General features: G+C 42.7%; 18 protein-coding genes. 13 read left to right on the plus strand and 5 right to left on the minus strand.

The window, feature by feature from the left end:
* The first annotated feature begins 8 nt into the window (after positions 1-8).
* The 11 genes from MKX49_RS26845 (at position 9) to MKX49_RS26895 (ending at position 15095) form a co-directional block, all read left to right on the plus strand.
* On the plus strand, positions 9-1703 hold the full coding sequence (locus MKX49_RS26845; protein ID WP_340878297.1) for a methyl-accepting chemotaxis protein: 1695 nt from the start codon (positions 9-11) through the stop codon (positions 1701-1703).
* 321 nt (positions 1704-2024) lie between these two features.
* Entirely contained in the window at positions 2025-2225 is a 201-nt protein-coding gene (locus MKX49_RS26850) for a cold-shock protein (protein ID WP_034304915.1), read from the plus strand.
* Between the two features lie 476 nt (positions 2226-2701).
* The gene (locus tag MKX49_RS26855; RefSeq protein ID WP_048685756.1) at positions 2702-3073 is read left to right on the plus strand and encodes an ArsR/SmtB family transcription factor; all 372 of its coding nucleotides are present in this window, start codon (positions 2702-2704) and stop codon (positions 3071-3073) included.
* The gene (locus tag MKX49_RS26860; RefSeq protein WP_340878298.1) at positions 3066-5189 is read left to right on the plus strand and encodes a heavy metal translocating P-type ATPase; all 2124 of its coding nucleotides are present in this window, start codon (positions 3066-3068) and stop codon (positions 5187-5189) included. Before MKX49_RS26855 ends, MKX49_RS26860 begins: the two co-directional genes overlap by 8 nt.
* Positions 5190-5457: 268 nt before the next feature.
* Positions 5458-6723: a GTPase HflX gene (gene hflX / locus MKX49_RS26865; RefSeq protein WP_340878299.1), complete on the plus strand. Its 1266-nt coding sequence runs from the start codon at positions 5458-5460 to the stop codon at positions 6721-6723.
* A gap of 713 nt (positions 6724-7436) precedes the next feature.
* Positions 7437-8795, plus strand: coding sequence for an NAD(P)-dependent oxidoreductase (locus tag MKX49_RS26870; RefSeq protein WP_404826769.1), 1359 nt, complete (start codon positions 7437-7439; stop codon positions 8793-8795).
* 27 nt (positions 8796-8822) lie between these two features.
* Positions 8823-10109, plus strand: a complete 1287-nt coding sequence (gene preA, locus MKX49_RS26875; RefSeq protein WP_340878300.1) for an NAD-dependent dihydropyrimidine dehydrogenase subunit PreA — start codon at positions 8823-8825, stop codon at positions 10107-10109.
* Positions 10110-10123: 14 nt separating this feature from the next.
* Positions 10124-11542: a dihydropyrimidinase gene (gene hydA, locus MKX49_RS26880; protein ID WP_318293062.1), complete on the plus strand. Its 1419-nt coding sequence runs from the start codon at positions 10124-10126 to the stop codon at positions 11540-11542.
* A gap of 41 nt (positions 11543-11583) precedes the next feature.
* Entirely contained in the window at positions 11584-13068 is a 1485-nt protein-coding gene (locus MKX49_RS26885) for an NCS1 family transporter (protein WP_340878302.1), read from the plus strand.
* 16 nt (positions 13069-13084) lie between these two features.
* Positions 13085-13303: a hypothetical protein gene (locus MKX49_RS26890; protein WP_034304894.1), complete on the plus strand. Its 219-nt coding sequence runs from the start codon at positions 13085-13087 to the stop codon at positions 13301-13303.
* A gap of 157 nt (positions 13304-13460) precedes the next feature.
* The gene (locus MKX49_RS26895) at positions 13461-15095 is read left to right on the plus strand and encodes a PucR family transcriptional regulator (protein WP_251543045.1); all 1635 of its coding nucleotides are present in this window, start codon (positions 13461-13463) and stop codon (positions 15093-15095) included.
* Between the two features lie 128 nt (positions 15096-15223).
* On the opposite strand, the gene yhfH (MKX49_RS26900) is transcribed toward MKX49_RS26895, so the two are convergent.
* From yhfH (MKX49_RS26900) to MKX49_RS26920, 5 genes are read right to left on the minus strand one after another with little or no spacing between them, the layout of a single operon-like run.
* Positions 15224-15364, minus strand: coding sequence for a protein YhfH (yhfH, locus tag MKX49_RS26900; RefSeq protein WP_072274044.1), 141 nt, complete (start codon positions 15362-15364; stop codon positions 15224-15226).
* 28 nt (positions 15365-15392) lie between these two features.
* Complete coding sequence (yhfH, locus tag MKX49_RS26905) at positions 15393-15530, minus strand: protein YhfH (RefSeq protein WP_072274043.1); 138 nt, start codon at positions 15528-15530, stop codon at positions 15393-15395.
* 29 nt (positions 15531-15559) lie between these two features.
* Positions 15560-15697, minus strand: a complete 138-nt coding sequence (yhfH, locus tag MKX49_RS26910) for a protein YhfH (RefSeq protein ID WP_082196596.1) — start codon at positions 15695-15697, stop codon at positions 15560-15562.
* Positions 15698-15727: 30 nt separating this feature from the next.
* On the minus strand, positions 15728-15865 hold the full coding sequence (gene yhfH, locus MKX49_RS26915; RefSeq protein ID WP_082162914.1) for a protein YhfH: 138 nt from the start codon (positions 15863-15865) through the stop codon (positions 15728-15730).
* Between the two features lie 43 nt (positions 15866-15908).
* The gene (locus MKX49_RS26920) at positions 15909-16043 is read right to left on the minus strand and encodes a hypothetical protein (protein ID WP_260088880.1); all 135 of its coding nucleotides are present in this window, start codon (positions 16041-16043) and stop codon (positions 15909-15911) included.
* 481 nt (positions 16044-16524) lie between these two features.
* On the opposite strand from MKX49_RS26920, the gene MKX49_RS26925 reads away from it, so the two are divergent.
* The gene (locus MKX49_RS26925) at positions 16525-17415 is read left to right on the plus strand and encodes a diacylglycerol/lipid kinase family protein (RefSeq protein WP_340878304.1); all 891 of its coding nucleotides are present in this window, start codon (positions 16525-16527) and stop codon (positions 17413-17415) included.
* A 234-nt stretch (positions 17416-17649) separates the two neighbouring features.
* Positions 17650-19683 carry a Na+/H+ antiporter gene (locus MKX49_RS26930; RefSeq protein WP_323599464.1) on the plus strand — a complete coding sequence of 678 codons (2034 nt, stop codon included), beginning with the start codon at positions 17650-17652 and terminating at the stop codon, positions 19681-19683.
* Positions 19684-19745: the final 62 nt, after the last annotated feature.

Genomic DNA, 19745 nt, shown 5'->3' on the forward strand with positions numbered 1-19745 from the left:
GCATGGAAATGAGATTTTCAAAGCTGAATCCTAAAAAATCTCTATTGGCAAAACTATTCTTGTTTTATATTATTCCTTTCGTGATTTTCGCAGGGGCCATGGGCCTTTGCTTTTCCTATATTACTAATAAAATGATCAATGAGAATGTCCTTCCGCAATTCGATGATCGCCTTTCTGAAAATGCCCACAGTTTAGCAGCGAGCCTCAATCCCACTTTGATAAACAAGGCTTCCGAACGGGGCGAAGAGATTAAGCGGAAACTGGATGCCTTTGTTGAAGATAAAAAGGGAATTGAATATGTTTATGTTTTGAAGCGGGAGAATGATGCCGACATGATTGTAGCCTTGAGCGGCAGCGATGACTATATGGTGGAATCCCCCTTCACACCGGAACAGGCAAAATCGATAAATGGAAGCGAAGACGTCTTGAGTGAAATATATAAAGATAAGTGGGGAACACACAAGTCGTACTTTACGCCAATCGAAGGAACGGACGCGATTGTCGGAATCGATATGGATGCAAGCTTCATTGATGAATTGAAAAGCACAATGATATTCTATAATATCTTATTTCTTGCAAGTGCCGTTATATTGGGTGTGCTATGCGCCGTTGTCATCGGGAAAAAGATCTCGGGACCCGTCAATGAACTTGTTGGTTACACGAATGAAATGGCAAAAGGGGACTTAAGTAAATCGATTCCCGTTGGCAGAGAGGATGAGATTGGCGATCTGTCAAATGGATTCGAAGATATGAGATTAAGTTTGTCCCATATTATCCAGAATGTCCGTGAACACGCCCAAACGATGAATCAAACGACAGTTTCCATTCAGCAATCCTTTGAAGAGATGGTGGAATCCTATGGCCAGATAGTGACGGGGACAACGGAAGAAGCAAAGGCTTCGGAAGAACGTGCCCATCATATTGACCGGATTTCCAATATGATCAGTGACTTAACGGATACGATCCGTTTAATGAACGAGCAAACGAATGAAATGAATGAATTTACGATGCATGCAAATACACTTGCTGAACAAGGGAGTAAACAAGTGCAAGATGTAACGAGCCAGATGGATAAAATCATGGAAAACGGCCAAGCGAATAAAGCCAATTTGGTGAGCCTGGAAGAGGATGTAGTGAAGATAAATGAAGTGATTGGCTTAATAAGGGTGATTGCTTCCCAAACGAACCTGCTGTCCCTGAATGCGTCCATAGAAGCGGCACGGGCGGGTAATGCTGGCAGAGGTTTTGCCGTAGTCGCTCAAGAGGTGCAGAAATTGGCTGTGCAAACCGATGAATCCATCGATATCATTTCAGAATCGATTATGCGGATTAATAAACAAACAGCCAAAGTCATCCAAAATAATGATGAGAGTTTTCAGGATATACTAAATGGTGTTTCCTTAGTGGAAAACAATGGCGAGATTTTCAATAAGATATTCGAATCCGTAGAGAAATTGCTGAAAGGCACAGAACAATTGGCCGCCCATTCGAAAAAAATCAATGAGTCTTCGGATGAAAGCCTGGCATCCATACAGGAAATTGCAGCGATTTCCGAAGAAGGAGTCGCAACAACGGAGCAAATCTCGGCAGCTGCCATTCAACAAAGTACCATAATGGCTGGATTGAAGGAACAAAATGAAGATTTAGCAAAAGAATCGGCGATTTTAGAAGAAATGGTAGAAAAGTTCATTATGGAAAAATAAATATTTGATGTAAACATCTACAAAAACCTTTCGTTATGACGAGAGGTTTTTGTTTGGAGTAATGCATGTAAGAGTTCATGTGTAATAGATAGAGTCACTTTCGTTGCTGCTTATTTTTTAATCGAATTGAGAGAGTATTAAAAATTGCTGAAAAAAAGTTTCCCCAAACTATTTGCAATCGCTACCATTTAATGTTATGCTTAGTCTTAATTATTTTTGTTCGGTACTAAGGATACTAAAAGTACTACTTTTCGTTTTCGATGATGACTTAGAGCAAGGATAGTAATACATTGTGCTTAGATGCACTAGGAGGCAACAACAATGGAACAAGGTAAAGTAAAATGGTTTAACGCAGAAAAAGGTTTTGGATTCATCGAACGCGAAAACGGAGACGACGTATTCGTACATTTCTCAGCTATCCAAAGCGAAGGTTTCAAATCTTTAGACGAAGGCCAAGAAGTTACTTTTGAAGTAGAACAAGGTCAACGCGGACCTCAAGCTTCTAACGTTCAAAAAGCATAATTTCAATAACAAAAAAGACGGATCCTTTTTAAAGGGTCCGTCTTTTTTGTTTTGTGAAAATACATAACAAAAAACCCTGCTAAACGATAAGCAGGGTAAATGGTACAAGTAAAGTAAAACGCTTAAAAAGGTTTGACTAAGTATATCATAGTTTTTCTAAAAAATACTAAATTAAATATATTATACGTATCAAGGTAACGATAGGTAATTACTGAAATCATTGATTGAAGGGGCGTAAAGGAATTTATGTCCCTTCTTTTTTTCGCCTGAAGATCAGGGAAGAGGGCAGCATGACCTTTTTGTTAGCAAAAAGGGAAACAAAAAAACGATGGCCCACATATAAAAACATATGGGCACTTTCATTAATTTCTTTGGGAAGTGGAAAAGATTCTTATACATTCAAATATGGATTTGAATATTCAGGGAATTATGTTATATTATAATCAAACGAAGATTTGAATGAGAGGTGTGAGAAGATGACGGAACTGAAAGATATATGTGATGTTCACCTGCATGATGAAGTGAAGGTCAATCGCATTCAAGAGGAAATGGGCCAGGTGGATATATCCAGCATGTCGAAGCTGTTCAAGGTTATAGGCGATGAAAATAGGGCGAAGATAGCTTATGCGCTCTGTACGGACGAGGAATTGTGTGTGTGCGATCTGGCCAATATCATTGGTGCTTCGATGGCGACGACGTCACATCATCTTCGTACCCTTTATAAACATGCAATCGTAAAATATCGAAAAGAAGGTAAGTTGGCTTTTTATTCTTTGGATGATCACCATATTAAGCAATTGATTCTCATTGCATTAGAACATCAGCAGGAGGTAAGGGCCGATGGCTGAGTCCCCAATGAAAACATATCGTATCCAGGGTCTATCCTGCACGAATTGTGCGGCTAAATTCGAGAGCAATGTCCGTGAACTAGAGGGTGTGAAGGATGCCAAAATCAACTTTGGCGCCTCGAAGATATCGGTACAGGGCAGCGCGACCATTGAACAGATTGAAAAGGCGGGAGCTTTCGATAACCTGAAGATCCGCGGTGAACAGGAACAGCCAACTCAAAAGGAACCATTTTGGAAGCAAAAAGAAAATATTAAAGTGGTGTTTTCGGTTATCTTATTGCTGATCAGCTGGATATTGGATAATCGATATGCTGATGGAAGCATCATGCCGGTAATGGGTTATGCGGCTGCAATCATAGTTGGAGGATATTCATTATTTGTCAATGGTTTGAAAAACCTTGTAAGACTTCGCTTTGATATGCACACCCTTATGACGGTTGCCATTTTCGGGGCGGCCGTGCTTGGTGAATGGGGCGAGGGCGCGACCGTCGTCATTCTATTTGCGATAAGTGAAGCATTGGAAAAATATTCGATGGATAAGGCACGTAATTCCATCGAATCATTAATGAACATCGCACCTAAAGAAGCTTTGATCCGCAGAGGGCATCATGAAATGATGGTTGCTGTTGATGAGATTGAAGTGGGCGACATCATGATCGTTAAACCTGGTCAAAAGCTTGCAATGGATGGCCGGATCATGAAGGGCGCCTCGACACTTAATCAAGCAGCCATTACTGGTGAATCCGAGCCGGTTTTTAAAACGGTTGAGGGTGAAGTATTTGCCGGAACCCTAAATGGTGAAGGGCTGCTCGAAGTGGAGGTCACGAAGCGGGTCGAGGATACGACGATTGCAAAAATCATCCACCTTGTTGAAGAAGCACAGGCCGAAAAGGCTCCTTCCCAAGCCTTCGTGGATAAATTCGCAAAATTTTATACGCCGGCCATCATGCTCATTGCCCTGGCCATTGCGGTATTACCCCCGATCGTGATGAACGGGGATTGGAGTGAATGGATTTATCGGGGATTGGCTGTACTGGTTGTCGGCTGTCCTTGTGCTTTGGTCATTTCTACGCCCATCGCCATCGTGACAGCAATCGGAAATGCTGCGAAACATGGTGTGCTGATTAAAGGCGGGGTCCATTTGGAGGAAGCGGGAGCCTTAAAGGCAATCGCGTTTGATAAAACGGGTACTTTAACAAAGGGCGTACCTGAGGTGACCGATTTCAAAATGTTATCTGATGTGTTGAATGAACAGGACGTGCTGGCTATCGCCGCTGCTTTAGAAAGCAGATCACAGCATCCCCTTGCTACGGCCATTCTTCAAAAGGCGGAAACCTCCGATGTGGACTATCATTCTTTATTGGTGGAGGATTTTACTGCGATCACGGGTAAAGGGATAAAGGGGAAAATCAATCAAGAAATCTATTACATTGGTAAACCCCACCTTTTTGTGGAAGAGGCAGGTTTCGTTTTCTCTGATGATGTGCTTAAATTAATCAGTGGCTATCAAAATACAGGGAAAACGGTGATGGTGCTTGGCGATCAAGTGAAGCTCCTGGCACTCATCGCGGTGTCTGATGAAATAAGGGAAAGCAGTAAGGAAGCCATTCGGAAACTGCATGCTTTGGGCATTGAAAAAACGATCATGCTGACTGGCGATAATATCGGAACGGCAAAAGCGATTGGAGCGGCAGCTGGCGTTCATGAGATTGAGGCGGAGCTATTGCCGCAGGATAAATTGACCATCATCAAACGATGGAAACAAAAATACGATCGAGTGGCCATGGTAGGCGATGGTGTCAATGATGCTCCGGCCTTGGCAGCTTCCACGGTAGGAATCGCAATGGGAGGGGCGGGCACGGATACAGCACTTGAAACAGCCGATATTGCCTTAATGGGTGATGACTTATCGAAGCTGCCTTATACAATCCGCTTAAGCCGCAAAACATTAAAAATCATTAAGCAGAACATCACGTTTTCATTGGTGATTAAAGTCCTGGCCTTATTATTGATAGCGCCGGGCTGGTTAACACTTTGGATGGCGATTTTTGCCGACATGGGTGCGACGCTATTAGTTACATTGAACAGTCTTAGGTTATTGAGAATAAAAGAATAGAATAATATGGGCTCCCTGGTGCATCTTAAGGTGCACCAGGGAGCTTTTATTTTGAGCTTTCCAATTGTTTCATGTGAAACTTTGAAAAAAATAGTCGGTCGTCATATTTTTTATTGAAAGTAAAAGGAAGTCCAATAAAAACGCTTTGCTAAGGGCAGCAACCGTTATGCAAGCGATGCCTGGTATGCAATGTGGCTCGCTTTTAGGCAGCATGACAGTTTGTTTAAGTATAATATAGGGAGTAAGGTATGTACGGAAGGGATTTGAAATGATGGAATTACAGCAGAGGGCAATCTTGGTTGGAGTCAATCTCAACGGTTCAAAGGATTTTGAGTATTCGATGGAGGAATTGGCCAATTTAACGGAAGCATGTGAGGTAGAGGTTGCAGGGACCATCACACAAAATTTGCATCGGGTGAACTCATCACATTTTATCGGTACCGGGAAGATCGAGGAAGTGAAAAATCTCGTTGAGCATAAAGAAGCTAATGTCGTCATTTTTAATGACCAGCTCTCCCCTTCGCAACTTCGTAATCTGGAGAGGGACATGGATTGCAAGGTGATTGACCGGACAATCTTGATTCTGGATATTTTTGCGCATCGGGCGAAAACGAAGGAAGCACAGCTTCAGGTAGAAGTGGCAAAGCTGCAGTATATGCTCCCGCGTCTCGTTGGTTTAAGGGAGTCACTAGGGCGTCAGAGCGGCGGGGTTGGTACAAACAAAGGAGCAGGTGAAAAGCAGTTAGAGCTTGACCGCAGGAGGATCGAGGAAAATATAAGTGTTTTGAATAAAGAACTGGAAGACCTTGTTGCACACAGGCAAACGCAGAGGAAACAGCGGAAAAAGAATGCCATCCCTGTCGTATCCTTAGTCGGTTATACCAATGCAGGTAAATCTTCGATCATGAATGCACTGATTGAGATGTTCCATCCAACTGCAGAGAAGCAGGTGTTGGAGAAGGATATGCTGTTCGCTACGCTTGAGACGTCCGTCCGAAACATTCCGCTGCCGGATAAAAAGGAATTCTTATTGACGGATACGGTGGGATTTGTGTCTAAATTGCCGCATCATCTAGTGAAGGCATTCCGATCCACATTGGAAGAAGTGGTAGAAGCGGATCTGTTGATCCATGTTGTCGATTTTTCCAATCCTAATCATGAGCAGCAAATAGAGATAACGGAAAAGACTTTAAACGATATAGGCATTAAAGGGATTCCGACGATCTTTGCGTATAATAAATCGGACCTTACCGATTTGGTTATCCCTCAGGTGAATCGTGGCTCTGTATATATGTCAGCAAAAAACAAAGTTGGCATCGAGGAATTGATAAATCAAATTCGCAAGCGTATTTTTGTCGACTATACTCACTGTGAAATGCTGATTCCATTTGATCAAGGGCAGCTGGTTTCTTATTTCAATGAAAATGGCCACATAACGGAAACTGAATATGAGGCACTCGGATATCGAATAAAGCTTGAGTGCAAGAAAACCGATTATGAGAAATATAAACGATACGTTATACATCCGGAATGAGCCTGCCTGTTGATAAATTGTTAATGGGTTGTTGATAAGTGGAAAAGTCGATTCGTTAATGTGGATAACTTTTGGTGAAGTGCCTCTGTTCTGCAAAAACAAAGAGAATAACGCCATATAATATGTGAATAAGTTGTGGATAAAAGTGAAAAGACCCAGGAAACCAAGAATTTTCGTTTCTGGGCTTTTTTTTATGTGGACAAAGTGTTGATAAGCAGGTAATCGGAACAAATCAGCCAAAAATATCAGTAAGTATGATGAAAAGTAAGTTTGGATGTAGAAAAATGACGAGGTTTATCACTTATTGTTAGGAAATATAACATGAATATTACATATTGCAAATTTAGTGCCTGGAAATACTTTACACTTTGTATAATGTAACTTGCTTTTCAACATTATAGAATAAAGAATACTCAATTCTCTGATTTATCAGCAGGATTTGAGTTTTTAAGATTAGTAGGGGGGGCTTTTTGTGTTTGAAGGAAACAGGGACCGGGGCGTGGCCAGTGAGAGAATGAGAGAGAAAATAATAAACAAAATGAGAGGTTTTTGGCTGGGAAATCGCCATGACTTGTTAGGTGATTAAATTGATGGAAACCATGTTGGCAATGCTTTCAATCGTTTAAATATGAGGACAGTAGAGAGAATGCACGCAATTCCTCCCTTTTTATTTTTCAAAAATAAATGTTTGGAAGGAGAAATAGTGGATGAGTATGACGAGCCCGTTAAAAGGTGGTCTAGAGATTAACTTTCAGGAAGCGGAGAGGGGATTATCCCCAAGGGAAGCTTTGGAAGAATCAAATCGATGTTTATACTGCTATGATGCCCCATGTATCCAAGCCTGTCCGACAGGAATAGATATTCCCGGTTTTATCAAGAAGATAGCATCAGGTAATTTTAAAGGATCGGCCAAGACAATCATGACGGCAAATCCTGTCGGTGCCAGCTGTGCGCGGGTATGTCCGACTGAAGAGTTATGTGAGGGGGCATGTGTCCTGAACCATTCTACAAAGCCGATCATGATCGGCAATCTCCAGCGTTATTCCACAGATTGGGCCATCCAAAATAAACAAGCCCTATTCAAGGCCGGGAAGAAGAATGGCAAAAAAGTTGCCATTGTAGGAAGCGGTCCGGCGGGTTTGTCTGCAGCAAGGGAGCTAGCCTTGCTTGGCTACAGTGTAACCATTTTCGAAGCTGAAAAGAATCCAGGCGGATTAAATACTTACGGAATTGTATCGTTCCGTTTACCTCAGAGCATTTCTTATTGGGAAGTCGAACAAGTAAAGAGTTTGGATGTTGATATTAAAACGAATACACGGGTCGGGGTGGATGTTTCCGCAAATCAGCTGACTGCCGACCATGATGCGGTCATTTTAGCGATAGGCATGTCCGATGTTCCTAAGCTTGGGATTGAAGGGGAGGATTTAGCTGAAGTTTATGATGCAATCGATTTCGTAAAGGCAACGAAAACAGGGACAATCACTGATAAATTCATTGGGAAGAAGATGGCGGTGATTGGGGCTGGAAACACGGCGATCGATGCCGCGACCTGTTCTATTCGCCTGGGCGCCGAACAGGTGAGCATTATTTATCGTCGTACCCAAAAGGAAATGACTGCCTATGATTTTGAATATGAGTTTGCCAAACAAGAAGGTGTCGGTTTTCACTGGCTGACTGCCCCCTCCAGGATCCTATCGGATGAAAGCGGTCAGGTAACGGGTATCGAGTGCGTAAAAATGGTGCTTAGCGAGGCAGGTGAAGATGGCCGGCGCCGTCCAGTCCAAATTACCGGATCAGAGTTCGTCATTCCGGTCGATGGCGTCATTCGTGCCATAGGCCAATCAAGGTATGTAGGATTGATTGAACAGTTCGGCATCCAACATGATGATGGCGTCGTAACATTGGAGGGTGATTCCTACAGGACATCGAATGAAAAGATATTTGCGTGCGGTGACGTGATCTTCGGAAAAGGCCAAGGTGAGGCAATGGTTGTTTCAGCTGCCCAACAAGGGAAAAAGACAGCCTATGAAATTGACTCGATTTTGATGGGCGAAGCGGTGGATATTGCTTAAATAACTATGAAAAATAGGAGGCTTATCATGGCTGATTTATCAATTGATCTTGCAGGTATTAAATCTCCCAATCCTTTTTGGCTTGCTTCAGCACCACCTACTAATTCGGGTTATCAAGTTCAGCGTGCATTTGAAGCTGGCTGGGGAGGAGCTGTTTGGAAGACATTGGGTGACCCCATCCTGAATGTCTCATCACGTTTTGCAGCGGTCAGTTTTAATGGACAAAGAGTTGCCGGGTTCAACAATATAGAATTGATAACGGACCGTCCGCTGGAAGTGAATCTGAAGGAAATATATGAAACGAAGAAGAGGTTCCCTGATCATGCAATCATTGCATCGGTGATGGTGGAGCCACAACAGGAAAAGTGGCATAAGATCATCAAGCGCATAGAAGATGTAGGGGTCGATGGTTACGAGTTGAACTTTGGCTGCCCGCACGGTATGGCAGAGCGTGGGATGGGAGCTGCTTCGGGACAGGTTCCAGAACTGGTTGAAAAGCAAACATACTGGGCGAAGGAAGCTGCATCCAAACCAGTCATCGTCAAGCTTACACCCAATATAACCGACATTACGGTTACGGCCGAAGCGGCGGTGCGCGGCGGTGCGGATGCAATAAGCATGATCAATACGATCAACAGCTTGGCAGGAGTGGATATCCATTCATGGAATACGATTCCCCATGTAGGCGGCAAGGGTGCTCACGGAGGGTATTGCGGTCCCGCTGTGAAGCCGATTGCTTTGAATATGGTGGCAGAGTGTGCAAGGAATAAAATGATCAATGTTCCCATTTCGGGAATTGGCGGCATTTCAAATTGGCAGGATACGGTGGAATTTTTGCTGATGGGTTCGACTGGAGTGCAAATTTGCACGGCTGCCATGCATCACGGTTTTAGAATAGTTGAAGACTTGATCGATGGACTGTCCAATTATCTTGATGAAAAAGGGATATCCTCCGTGATGGATATTGTCGGTAAGTCCGTACCGCGCTATTCCGACTGGGGGAACTTAGATCTTAATTATAAGGTCGTTGCGCGCATTAATAATGATGTGTGCATTAACTGCAATAAATGCCATATAGCGTGTGAAGATACATCTCATCAATGTATAGATATGTTAAAGGACACGTCAGGCAGCTCATTCTTGAGAGTGCGCGAAGAGGATTGCGTAGGCTGTAATCTTTGCTCGATCGTCTGTCCGGCAGATGGGGCGATCGATATGATCGAACTGACAAATGAATTACCGCCAATGACGTGGAATGAACGCCAATCGTTCCTTGGGGGCATAAGCAGTGAAAGTGTTGATTTCGTAAAATGATGGAGGGGTCGAATATGAAGAAAATCATTAAAAATGGAACGATTGCAACGGCTGCAGATACGTATCAAGCGGATATATTGATTGAAAATGAGAAGATTGCAATGATTGGCAAGGACCTGTCGGCTGAGGGGGCTGAAATCATTGATGCAAAAGGCGCTTATATTTTTCCGGGGGGCATTGATCCGCATACCCATCTCGATATGCCGTTTGGCGGGACAACGACAAAGGATGATTATGAAACAGGTACAATCGCTGCTGCATATGGCGGCACGACAACGATCATCGATTTTTGCCTGACCGAAAAAGGGGTGCCTTTAAAGAAAGCAATTGAAACATGGCATGAAAAGGCCAATGAAAAAGCGGCCATAGATTATGGTTTTCATTTAATGATCAGTGAGATTAATGATGAAGTGTTGGCTGAGTTGCCAAGTATCATCGATAATGAAGGGATTTCGTCCTTTAAAGTGTTCATGGCTTACAAGAATGTTTTTCAAGCGGATGATGCCACGCTATACCGCACTTTGTTGCATGCAAAGGAACTTGGCGCACTTGTCATGGTTCATGCTGAGAATGGTGATGTCATCGATTATCTTACAAAGCAGGCGCTTGCCGAAGGGAACACCGATCCAATTTACCATGCATTAACAAGGCCTCCGGAGCTTGAAGGGGAAGCAACTGGACGTGCAGCTAAACTGACGGAAATGGCAAATGGCCAGCTCTATGTCGTTCATGTCACCTGTGAAGATGCGGTTGAAAAGATCACTGAGGCAAGGAATAAAGGGGTGGATATTTGGGGTGAGACTTGTCCGCAATATTTGGTTCTTGACCAGTCTTATCTTGAAAAGCCCCATTTTGAAGGATCTAAGTATGTATGGTCCCCGCCGTTAAGGGAGAAGAAAAACCAGGAAGTGCTATGGAATGCTTTGAAAATGGGGCAGCTGCAAACGATTGGCTCCGATCAATGCTCTTTTGATTTTAAGGGACAGAAGGAACTTGGACGTGAAGATTTCACGAAAATACCGAACGGCGGCCCAACGATCGAGGACCGCATGAGTATCCTCTTTTCTGAAGGGGTCATGAAAGAGCGCATTACCTTGAATCAATTCGTCGACATGACCTCTACGCGTGCTGCCAAACTATTTGGGTTATTCCCTAAGAAAGGGACGATTGCCGTAGGATCGGATGCTGATATTGTCATTTTTGACCCGAAAGTTGAAAGAGCCATTTCTGCAGATACTCATCACATGGCGGTGGATTATAATGCGTTTGAGGGTATGGAAATTACGGGTGAGCCGGTTTCCGTTTTATCGAGAGGTCAATTCGTCATTAAAGACAAACAATTTGTAGGCGAAGCTGGAAAAGGACAATTCTTGAAACGGGCAAAATATAATTCGGCGCTGAAGCCGGATACCGGGAAAAAGCTTACAGTCTAACTTCGGTAAGGAATCTTGCAAATTAAATTAGGGGGATTTTTATGAGTGAGAAAAAAGATTATTTAAAGTCTCCCGATTTGCTGCCTATACCTCATAGTGAGAAAAACATAAGTGCAGCCGGATTTGGTTTCATTTGGGTGGGCATGGCTGTAGTATTGGCTGCCTTCGCGATCGGTGGGAACGGTGTTCAAAGTTTATCCTTAGGCTGGGTCGTTCTTGCAACGGTCATTGCCTGTGTGGTTCTCGGCTTTTTGATGACAATGACAGGGGATATTGGTATTGAACATGGAATATCATTTCCAGTCTATATGAGGGCGCCGTTCGGTACGATTGGCACCCACATCCCTTCGGTTGTACGCGGTTTTGTAGCGTCATGCTGGTTCGGCCTCAATACTTACTTTGGAGCCACTGCAATGAACGCTATCTTTACAACTCTTTTTGACTTTGATAATTGGTTTATCTGCTTCCTCATTTTTGCCGTTTTACAATTAGTCAACACGGCAATGGGAATAAAGTCGATTGAACGATTCGCCGACTTGGCGGCGCCCGTCATCATTCTAATTTCTGGATGGATGTATTTCACCCTATCCGATCAGGCTGTGGCCCAAGGAAGGGAGGTATGGTCCTGGATTGAAAGTCCGGTCACTGGCGGGGCCGCCGCAACGGCTTTCATGGTCGTCATTATGGCAAATATGGGATTTTGGGGCACATTGACTGCAGATATGCCGACGCTTTCCCGCTATATAAAGGCACCAAAAAATGAAAAAAATTGGTTCAAGCGCAATAAGGGGCAAATAATTGGGAATATTATCACCTATCCCATCACCCAGACGTTCATGGTGATTATCGGAGCGGTTTCTTATATGGCTGTTTCCAATTATGACCCTGTAGTTGCCATACAGGGATCAGCAAATGGAATTGCTCTCGGCGTCCTTTTGATCATGATCGTATTTGCTCAATGGTCGACGAATACTACGGCCAATGTCATTCCCGCAGCTACCATTTTCTCCAATGTCATGGGTCCTAAAATGCCATTTTGGGCGGGAGTCGTTGTAGCGGGGGTTATTGGGATAGTAGTTCAGCCATGGAGCCTGTTCGGCATCATCATAGAAGTTTTATTAATAATAGGTGGGATCCTGGCATCGATTGTCGGCATCCTGGTAGCGGATTACTATTTCCTTCGTAAACGGAGAGTGAATGTAGAAGAACTCTATGAAAGTGAAGGCCAGTATAAGTACTTGAATGGAGTGAATTGGGCAGGAATCATTTCTTGGGTGATTGGAGGAATCGGTGCCACGATTTTTTCAAATTATTCGTTTATTATCGGTTTTCTTCTCGGCGGTGCTAGTTATTTTATATTAGCTAAGTATTGGTGGTTCAAGCGATATGAACAAGCTGAAATCATCGATCCGAGCGATGAGAAATATTTAGGCATTTCAGTTGGAAGGGATTGGATAATTGGGGAAGGTCCAGAACTTGAGGAAGAGTTGGTTTTTACGGCTTCGACCGGCAAGGAGAACGTTTGAAAAAGGGGGAATGGAAATGTCCGAATATCAAGAGTATCGCTTAGAAAGGGAACAAATCGATTTTTTGCTTGAAAGAGGATATCGAATCACCCGAGTTTCCGAAAGTTTAAGTGGAGCCTTTCTCGATTTTGAACTGATTGAAGGAACGAAGCAGGAATGGAAGCAATTGAACATCAAAACCCCGGAAGGAAGGAAATACTTCTCTACATTGCTTTTCAAAAAAAAATTGAATTGAAATAGTTGCGGACCGGGCCTATTCCTCACGAATGGGTCCTTTTTGTTCGAGTTTTTTGTAGAATTTTGACGTTAGATTTTCTGACAAGTGTCTGGAGATTTAAGGGTTGTCCGTTTATAATAGATTTTAAAGCAGTTTTATAAAAGGATGTGGCTGGATGAATACATCGATTACAATCGAGGAAATTCTAACACGCAAGCATTTTAATCTGACGGATATAATTGCAGGCAGCAGTGGGATAAAGCGTCAAGTGAAGTGGGTCCACTGCATGGAAGTCACCCAAATCAGCCATTTGTTAAATGGAAACGAACTGATACTGACTACCGGTTTAGGGTGGAAAGACTGCGATGACACATTTCTATCCTGCTTAAGACAATTAATAGAATGCGATGCAGCTGGACTCTGTATAGAGATTGGCGCCAACACCATGGCAGTGCCGCAATGTGCCATCGATCTCGCTAATGAACGGCAATTCCCTATCATCCTATTTCATGAAGAAGTCCCTTTCGTGGAAATCACGCAGGATATACATTCCCTTATCATCAATAAACAATATCAGATGATCTCCAACTTAGAAAACTACTCACAGCAGTTAAATAAAAATCTCCTCGAAATTGACCATTATGAACCAATTCTAAAATTTCTCCACAGCTATTTAAATGTACAGGTTATTCTTATCTTTAATGAAAATGATATAGCCAGCATTCCAAAAATAAAGAAAAAAACAACCTATCAAATGGTAGCGGACATATATGAAGAGAAGCGGAAATTGGATAAAACCGTTCTTGGACAGCCGATTCAAGTGCTTGGTGAAAATTATGCTGAACTGCTCATTTGCAGCAACGGCAGGGAGTTGACTGATTTTGATTCATTGATCTTGGATCGAACGGCTACCGCATTGGCACAGCATCTATTAAGGGAGTTATATATAGAAGAAAAGAAAATGTCGGAAGAAAGTATATGGCTTACAAATTGGATCGAAGGTGAATATAGTGACGAAGCAATCCGGGAAAGGCTTTCCTATATTGATCCGAAAATGCAGTTGGATGGCGGAATTGTTTGCATTTGCAAACAACACCCAAAGTATAATAAAAATTCTGCAAAATTAGATGGAACCTATTTTAAGATAATGTTTAGAACTGTTTTTGAACAGTACGGCTTTCAGATATTTTCCATGGAAATACATCAGCATCTTGTTTTTATTTTAGGTGATAACCGTTCATCCGAAGATTGGAAATCAAGGGTTACAAGCGCGGTGGATCGAATCATGAAAATGGATGTAAGCGGGCGTAATCGTATGGGGCTGCTTTCCATTGGTTTTGGTAAGCATGTTCAAAGGTTAAGTGAGATTTATAAAAGTTATGAAACGGCCCGTGAGACGTTGCTGCTTCAGGATACATTACCAGAGGATAACAGGAGCTTCTTTTATCAGGACTTACATATGCATCGCATGATTTCACTCATAAATAAACATGGCAATCTGGAGGAAACGGTATATGAATATTTAGGTCCTGTCATTGAATACGACAAGCAAAACAATGGAGAGCTAATGCCTACCCTGAAGACATACCTTGCCTGTAACGGTTCTAAACAGGAGACATCAAAACAATTATTCATTGTCCGGCAAACGTTATATCATAGGCTTGAAAAATTGGAGAAACTGCTAGGTTCTGATTTTATGCGTTCCGATAAGCGTCTGGGCCTTGAATTCATGATTTTTGCATTGGACTTCTTACAATACAGCAGCAGGAAGATCAGCGGGAAGTATGTAGATAAATATATTGGGAGATGAAAAGATAGTAAGACTGAAGGGTGTCCAGGGGACATCCTTTTTTTGTATTCAAGGAAAGGGAGGCAGATAACAAGGTTAATGCTGACATCAAAATGGCCTATATAGCTCCTTGATGTCAGCATCTTTTATTAATATTCATCTTTTTTGGAAAGGCAGCGGTCACATTCCAAGAGGTAGGATTCAGCTTGTTCAATGATATGGGTCCCGCATTCCGTACATTGTTTAGGCGGCAGTGTCCTGAAGAATTCCAATGGGTTTTTGGTTTGCATGATGATTCCTCCTTATGATTTGGTTTAATCAGTCTTCGTGTTTGGAAAGGCAGCGGTCACATTCCAGGAGATAGGATTCAGCTTGTTCAATGATATGGGTCCCGCATTCCGTACATTGTTTAGGCGGCAGTGTCCTGAAGAATTCCAGTGGATTTTTGGTTTGCATGATGATTCCTCCTTATGATTTGGTTTTAATCAGTCTTCGCGTTTGGAAAGGCAGTGGTCACATTCCATCAAGTAAGATTCAGCTTGTTCAGTGATATGGGTTCCGCACTCCGTACATTGTTTAGGTGGCAGTGTCCTGAAGAATTCCAGTGGATTTATAGTTTGCATGATGGTTCCTCCTTTTTGATTTTGGTTTAATCAGTCTTCGCGTCTGGAAAGGCAGCGGTCACATTCCATTAAGTAGGATTCAGCATGCTCGATAATATGGTCACCGCACTCAGGGCAATGTTTAGCAGGGATATTGTTAAAAAACTCAATGGATTTTTTCATTTGCATGATGATTTCCTCCTTTTAATGTTAGATATATTTTCCGGTCGCTTTATTCTTCACGTTTGGAAAGGCAGCGATCGCATTCCATCAGATAGGAATTTGAATGGTCCACCTGTGTTTCACCACATTCCGGGCAATGTTTAAATGAATCGATTATGAGTAAATCTGATTGATTTGCTTGCATGTCTCGCTCCCCCCCTCTTTATAGTACAGTTTTTGCTGTTTGCTTGTTGTTATAATACAGTATATACCCGAATCTGAAAAATGTATAGGTATTTTACAGAAAATTTGAAATTTTTTTCACCCATAGTGTGAAAACCCTATTGGAAAGGGATTTATCATCTGTATATTTTTTTATTTTTCTCCACGGCAAGTAGGAAATGAAAGAAATAATGCTTTTTATAAAACGAAAAAACAATCAGGGACTGAAACGGACAAACAATTTTCAATGTGTTGAGTGGGGCATTAATATAACAGATGGGAAACAGGAAGTTGAGTGATTATTGAATGCCTGTTTCACAGTCGATGTAACATAAAAGAGCTTGTTCTAAAGTGTCAGCCAAATCCAAACGGCAGCGATTATATGTAAGTTCCTGTCAGTATGGTTTTAATACTTCAGTAAAGAGGTAACTTGCTAGTAGAAGTACAATAATGGGAGGTAGCATATGTCGAAAGCGATGATTATCGTCAATCCATCTTCAGGCAAGGAAAAGGCAGGGAAGATTTTGCCGAAAGCGGAAAAGGCACTAGGGCAACTTTTTGATGAGGTATGCGTTCGTAAAACGGAAGGAGAGGGGGATGCGACGGGTTTTGCAAAGGAGGCCTGTGCAGATAGATTCGATGCTGTCATTTCCATGGGTGGTGATGGAACGGTGAACGAGATAGTGAATGGCTTGGGCGAACAGCAGCATCGGCCTATCTTCGGGATCATTCCACTAGGAACCATCAATGATTTCGCCAGGTCTTTGGGAATACCACTGAATCCCAATGCAGCCATCGAGATATTGAAGGATATGCATATTAAGGAATCGGACATAGGGAAGATCAATGACCGTTACTTCATGAATGTGTTGGCGGTAGGGGCAATCGCGGAGGCCACCTATAATGTTACCGTTGAACAAAAAACCCGTCTTGGGTCTTTTGCCTATTTCATTGAAGGAGCAAAAGCGATCATTAAAAAGACTCCGTTTCCTTTAACGGTTGAACATGATCACGGGAAGTGGATGGGGGAGGCTCATTTACTAATTGCAACCATGACTAACTCTGTCGGCGGTTTTGAACAACTTGCACCAGAGGCGGAAGTGAATGATGGAAAGCTGCACACATTCATCATTAAGGATTTATCTCTTCCTCTCATCGTCAAGATCATTCCCAGTTTGATCAGGGGGGAGATCATGGGGAATGACGAAGTTGAATATATTAAAACATCCAAGCTCCATTTAACCACGTCAGAGGAACTTGCAGTCAATATCGATGGCGATGAAGGCATTCTTCTACCTTGCCAGGCAACTGTACTGCATAAACATCTTCGTCTATTCGTCCCGGGAACTAAATGAGTCGTTTAGTTCCCATTTCTTTCAACATGTGGGGAAAGCTGATCATGGTTTAGCCAATCAGCTTTTATCTTTGCGGGTGTTCATCGTACACAACGTAAGCTCCTTCGCTTTTGATAAAAGGTATCATTATTCAGAGGGATTCCAGGTTAGAATAGTTAATGCATGATTGACTGGGTATAAATATGTTACGCTTATAGTTATGATTATAGATGAGAGAGGAAGTTAGATGTTTGTATGGAGTTTTTTCTTGTTATATTAGCGCTTCTTATATTGATTGGAGTGTCTAATGTAATTAACCATTTTATACCCTTTATACCTGTACCATTAATACAAATAGCACTCGGTGTCATATTGGCACTTTTACCCCTGGGTATGCATGTTGAGATGGAGACGGAATTATTTTTGCTATTATTCATCGCACCCCTATTGTTCAATGATGGCAAAAATGTACCCCGAACAGCACTGTGGAAGTTGAGAGCACCCATTCTGATGCTTGCACTGGGCCTCGTATTCATAACGGTTTGGGCAGGCGGATATTTAATTAATTGGATGATCCCTTCGATCCCATTGCCGGCAGCGTTCGCTTTGGCGGCCATTTTGTCACCTACGGATGTAGTGGCAGTAAGCGCTTTGGCGAGTCGGGTCAAATTGCCGAAGAGCATCATGCACCTTCTCGAAGGCGAAGGGCTGATGAATGATGCCTCAGGTTTAGTTGCCTTTAAGTTTGCCGTTGCAGCTACAGTCACAGGTGTTTTCTCCTTAGTCGACGCAACCTTCAGTTTCATATGGATTGCAATTGGTGGGTTTGTAGGTGGAGCGGTACTAGCTTTCATCATTATCAGGCTTCGCGTATTCCTTCGCCGTTTAGGGATGGAAGATGTCACGATGCATATGCTTATCCAAATCCTGACTCCTTTTATTATTTTCCTCGCTGTGGAACATTTCCACCTTTCTGGGATTTTGGCAGTCGTGGCTGGGGGAATTGTCCATGCCATTGAACGAGATCGGGAAATTTCACCAACAGTGGAACTTCAAGTCGTTTCAAAGAGTACCTGGTCCGTCATTTTATATGTATTGAATGGTCTTGTATTCGTTTTGCTTGGCTTGCAAATCCCAAGCGTTGCGAAAACGATCTTTCAAGATCCAGCCTTTAATAATGGACAAGTGATCCTTTATATCGTGATCATTACACTTTTCCTTTTCGCTTTACGATTCATTTGGCTTACGGCTGCCTGGTCGATTGGCTGGATGACGAAAAAAGCTGGAGCCCAAAAACCGGACTTCAAAGCGGCCGGGATCATTACCATTTCCGGTGTTCGCGGAGCTGTAACGTTAGCGGGTTCGTTCTCGATTCCATATGTGTTGGCAGATGGAAGTCCTTTTCCTGAGCGTTCGTTAATCATTTTCATTGCAGCAGGTGTCATATTGCTGACACTGATTGTTGCGAGTGTATTTCTGCCAATCGTGGCACGATCGGAAGAAGAGGAAGTGGTGGATAAGCAGGCTGACAAAACGAAAGCTGCTGCCATCCAATCACATCAAGCCGCTATTCGGGTGATTGAGTCCCAAATGACAGATGAAAACCGGGAAGCGGCTTTGTCGATCATTTCCAGGTATTGTACCAAGATCAATGAACTGTCCTATGTAGAACAGGAGAAAGAACCGGCTGCATTAAGGGAAGAAGAGAAGGATCTTCGCTTCAAGGCCCTTGAAGCAGAGCAAAGATTCCTGGATAAACTTATTAAGGATGAAAAAGTGGACCGGGAGACGGCGTATATATGCAAGGAATATATCCAGCGTATGGAAGGTGCCGTAACAAATCGACTGAAGTTCCGTTTTTTTAGGTCAGTAACGCTGTTCAGGAGAAGTATGCTGAGGGTTTTAAAATTATTTTTCCCTAATAAAAGTGAAATAAGAAAAATCAATCTTAAGAGATTGGAAAAGGTCAGGGATCTTAAAATCAGGATGTATAAAGCCGCCATCCAAGAGATACAGGCCGGAATTACAGCCGATAATCATAAGACATCCTCGATGATCATAGACGAGTATAAAGTGTTAATTTTAAAATGCAAGCGTGAGAACAGAGGACGTACCCCGAGTAAAATGGCCGAGTATGAAAGAGAGCTGTTCTATAAAGCGATCCAGGCAGAACGGGACGAAGTGCAGGATATGTTTGAAAAACGACAAATCTCCCGTGATGTTGCCAACATACTCCGCCAGCAAATAAATTTACGAGAAGCACTGACTATCAATGAAAATACACATTGATTATACAGAAGGAGCACTGTCGATATATTCGACAGTGCTCCTTCCGGTTTGGGAAGGGAATA

The organism is Peribacillus sp. FSL M8-0224, from assembly GCF_038003055.1.
GTDB lineage: Bacteria > Bacillota > Bacilli > Bacillales > DSM-1321 > Peribacillus > Peribacillus frigoritolerans.

Coding starts and splice junctions, on each gene's coding strand:
- MKX49_RS26845 (WP_340878297.1), top strand. CDS start 9: ATGAGATTTTCAAAGCTGAATCCTAAAAAATCTCTATTGGCAAAACTA.
- MKX49_RS26850 (WP_034304915.1), top strand. CDS start 2,025: ATGGAACAAGGTAAAGTAAAATGGTTTAACGCAGAAAAAGGTTTTGGA.
- MKX49_RS26855 (WP_048685756.1), top strand. CDS start 2,702: ATGACGGAACTGAAAGATATATGTGATGTTCACCTGCATGATGAAGTG.
- MKX49_RS26860 (WP_340878298.1), top strand. CDS start 3,066: ATGGCTGAGTCCCCAATGAAAACATATCGTATCCAGGGTCTATCCTGC.
- hflX (WP_340878299.1), top strand. CDS start 5,458: ATGATGGAATTACAGCAGAGGGCAATCTTGGTTGGAGTCAATCTCAAC.
- MKX49_RS26870 (WP_404826769.1), top strand. CDS start 7,437: ATGACGAGCCCGTTAAAAGGTGGTCTAGAGATTAACTTTCAGGAAGCG.
- preA (WP_340878300.1), top strand. CDS start 8,823: ATGGCTGATTTATCAATTGATCTTGCAGGTATTAAATCTCCCAATCCT.
- hydA (WP_318293062.1), top strand. CDS start 10,124: ATGAAGAAAATCATTAAAAATGGAACGATTGCAACGGCTGCAGATACG.
- MKX49_RS26885 (WP_340878302.1), top strand. CDS start 11,584: ATGAGTGAGAAAAAAGATTATTTAAAGTCTCCCGATTTGCTGCCTATA.
- MKX49_RS26890 (WP_034304894.1), top strand. CDS start 13,085: ATGTCCGAATATCAAGAGTATCGCTTAGAAAGGGAACAAATCGATTTT.
- MKX49_RS26895 (WP_251543045.1), top strand. CDS start 13,461: ATGAATACATCGATTACAATCGAGGAAATTCTAACACGCAAGCATTTT.
- yhfH (WP_072274044.1), bottom strand. CDS start 15,364: ATGCAAACCAAAAACCCATTGGAATTCTTCAGGACACTGCCGCCTAAA.
- yhfH (WP_072274043.1), bottom strand. CDS start 15,530: ATGCAAACCAAAAATCCACTGGAATTCTTCAGGACACTGCCGCCTAAA.
- yhfH (WP_082196596.1), bottom strand. CDS start 15,697: ATGCAAACTATAAATCCACTGGAATTCTTCAGGACACTGCCACCTAAA.
- yhfH (WP_082162914.1), bottom strand. CDS start 15,865: ATGCAAATGAAAAAATCCATTGAGTTTTTTAACAATATCCCTGCTAAA.
- MKX49_RS26920 (WP_260088880.1), bottom strand. CDS start 16,043: ATGCAAGCAAATCAATCAGATTTACTCATAATCGATTCATTTAAACAT.
- MKX49_RS26925 (WP_340878304.1), top strand. CDS start 16,525: ATGTCGAAAGCGATGATTATCGTCAATCCATCTTCAGGCAAGGAAAAG.
- MKX49_RS26930 (WP_323599464.1), top strand. CDS start 17,650: ATGGAGTTTTTTCTTGTTATATTAGCGCTTCTTATATTGATTGGAGTG.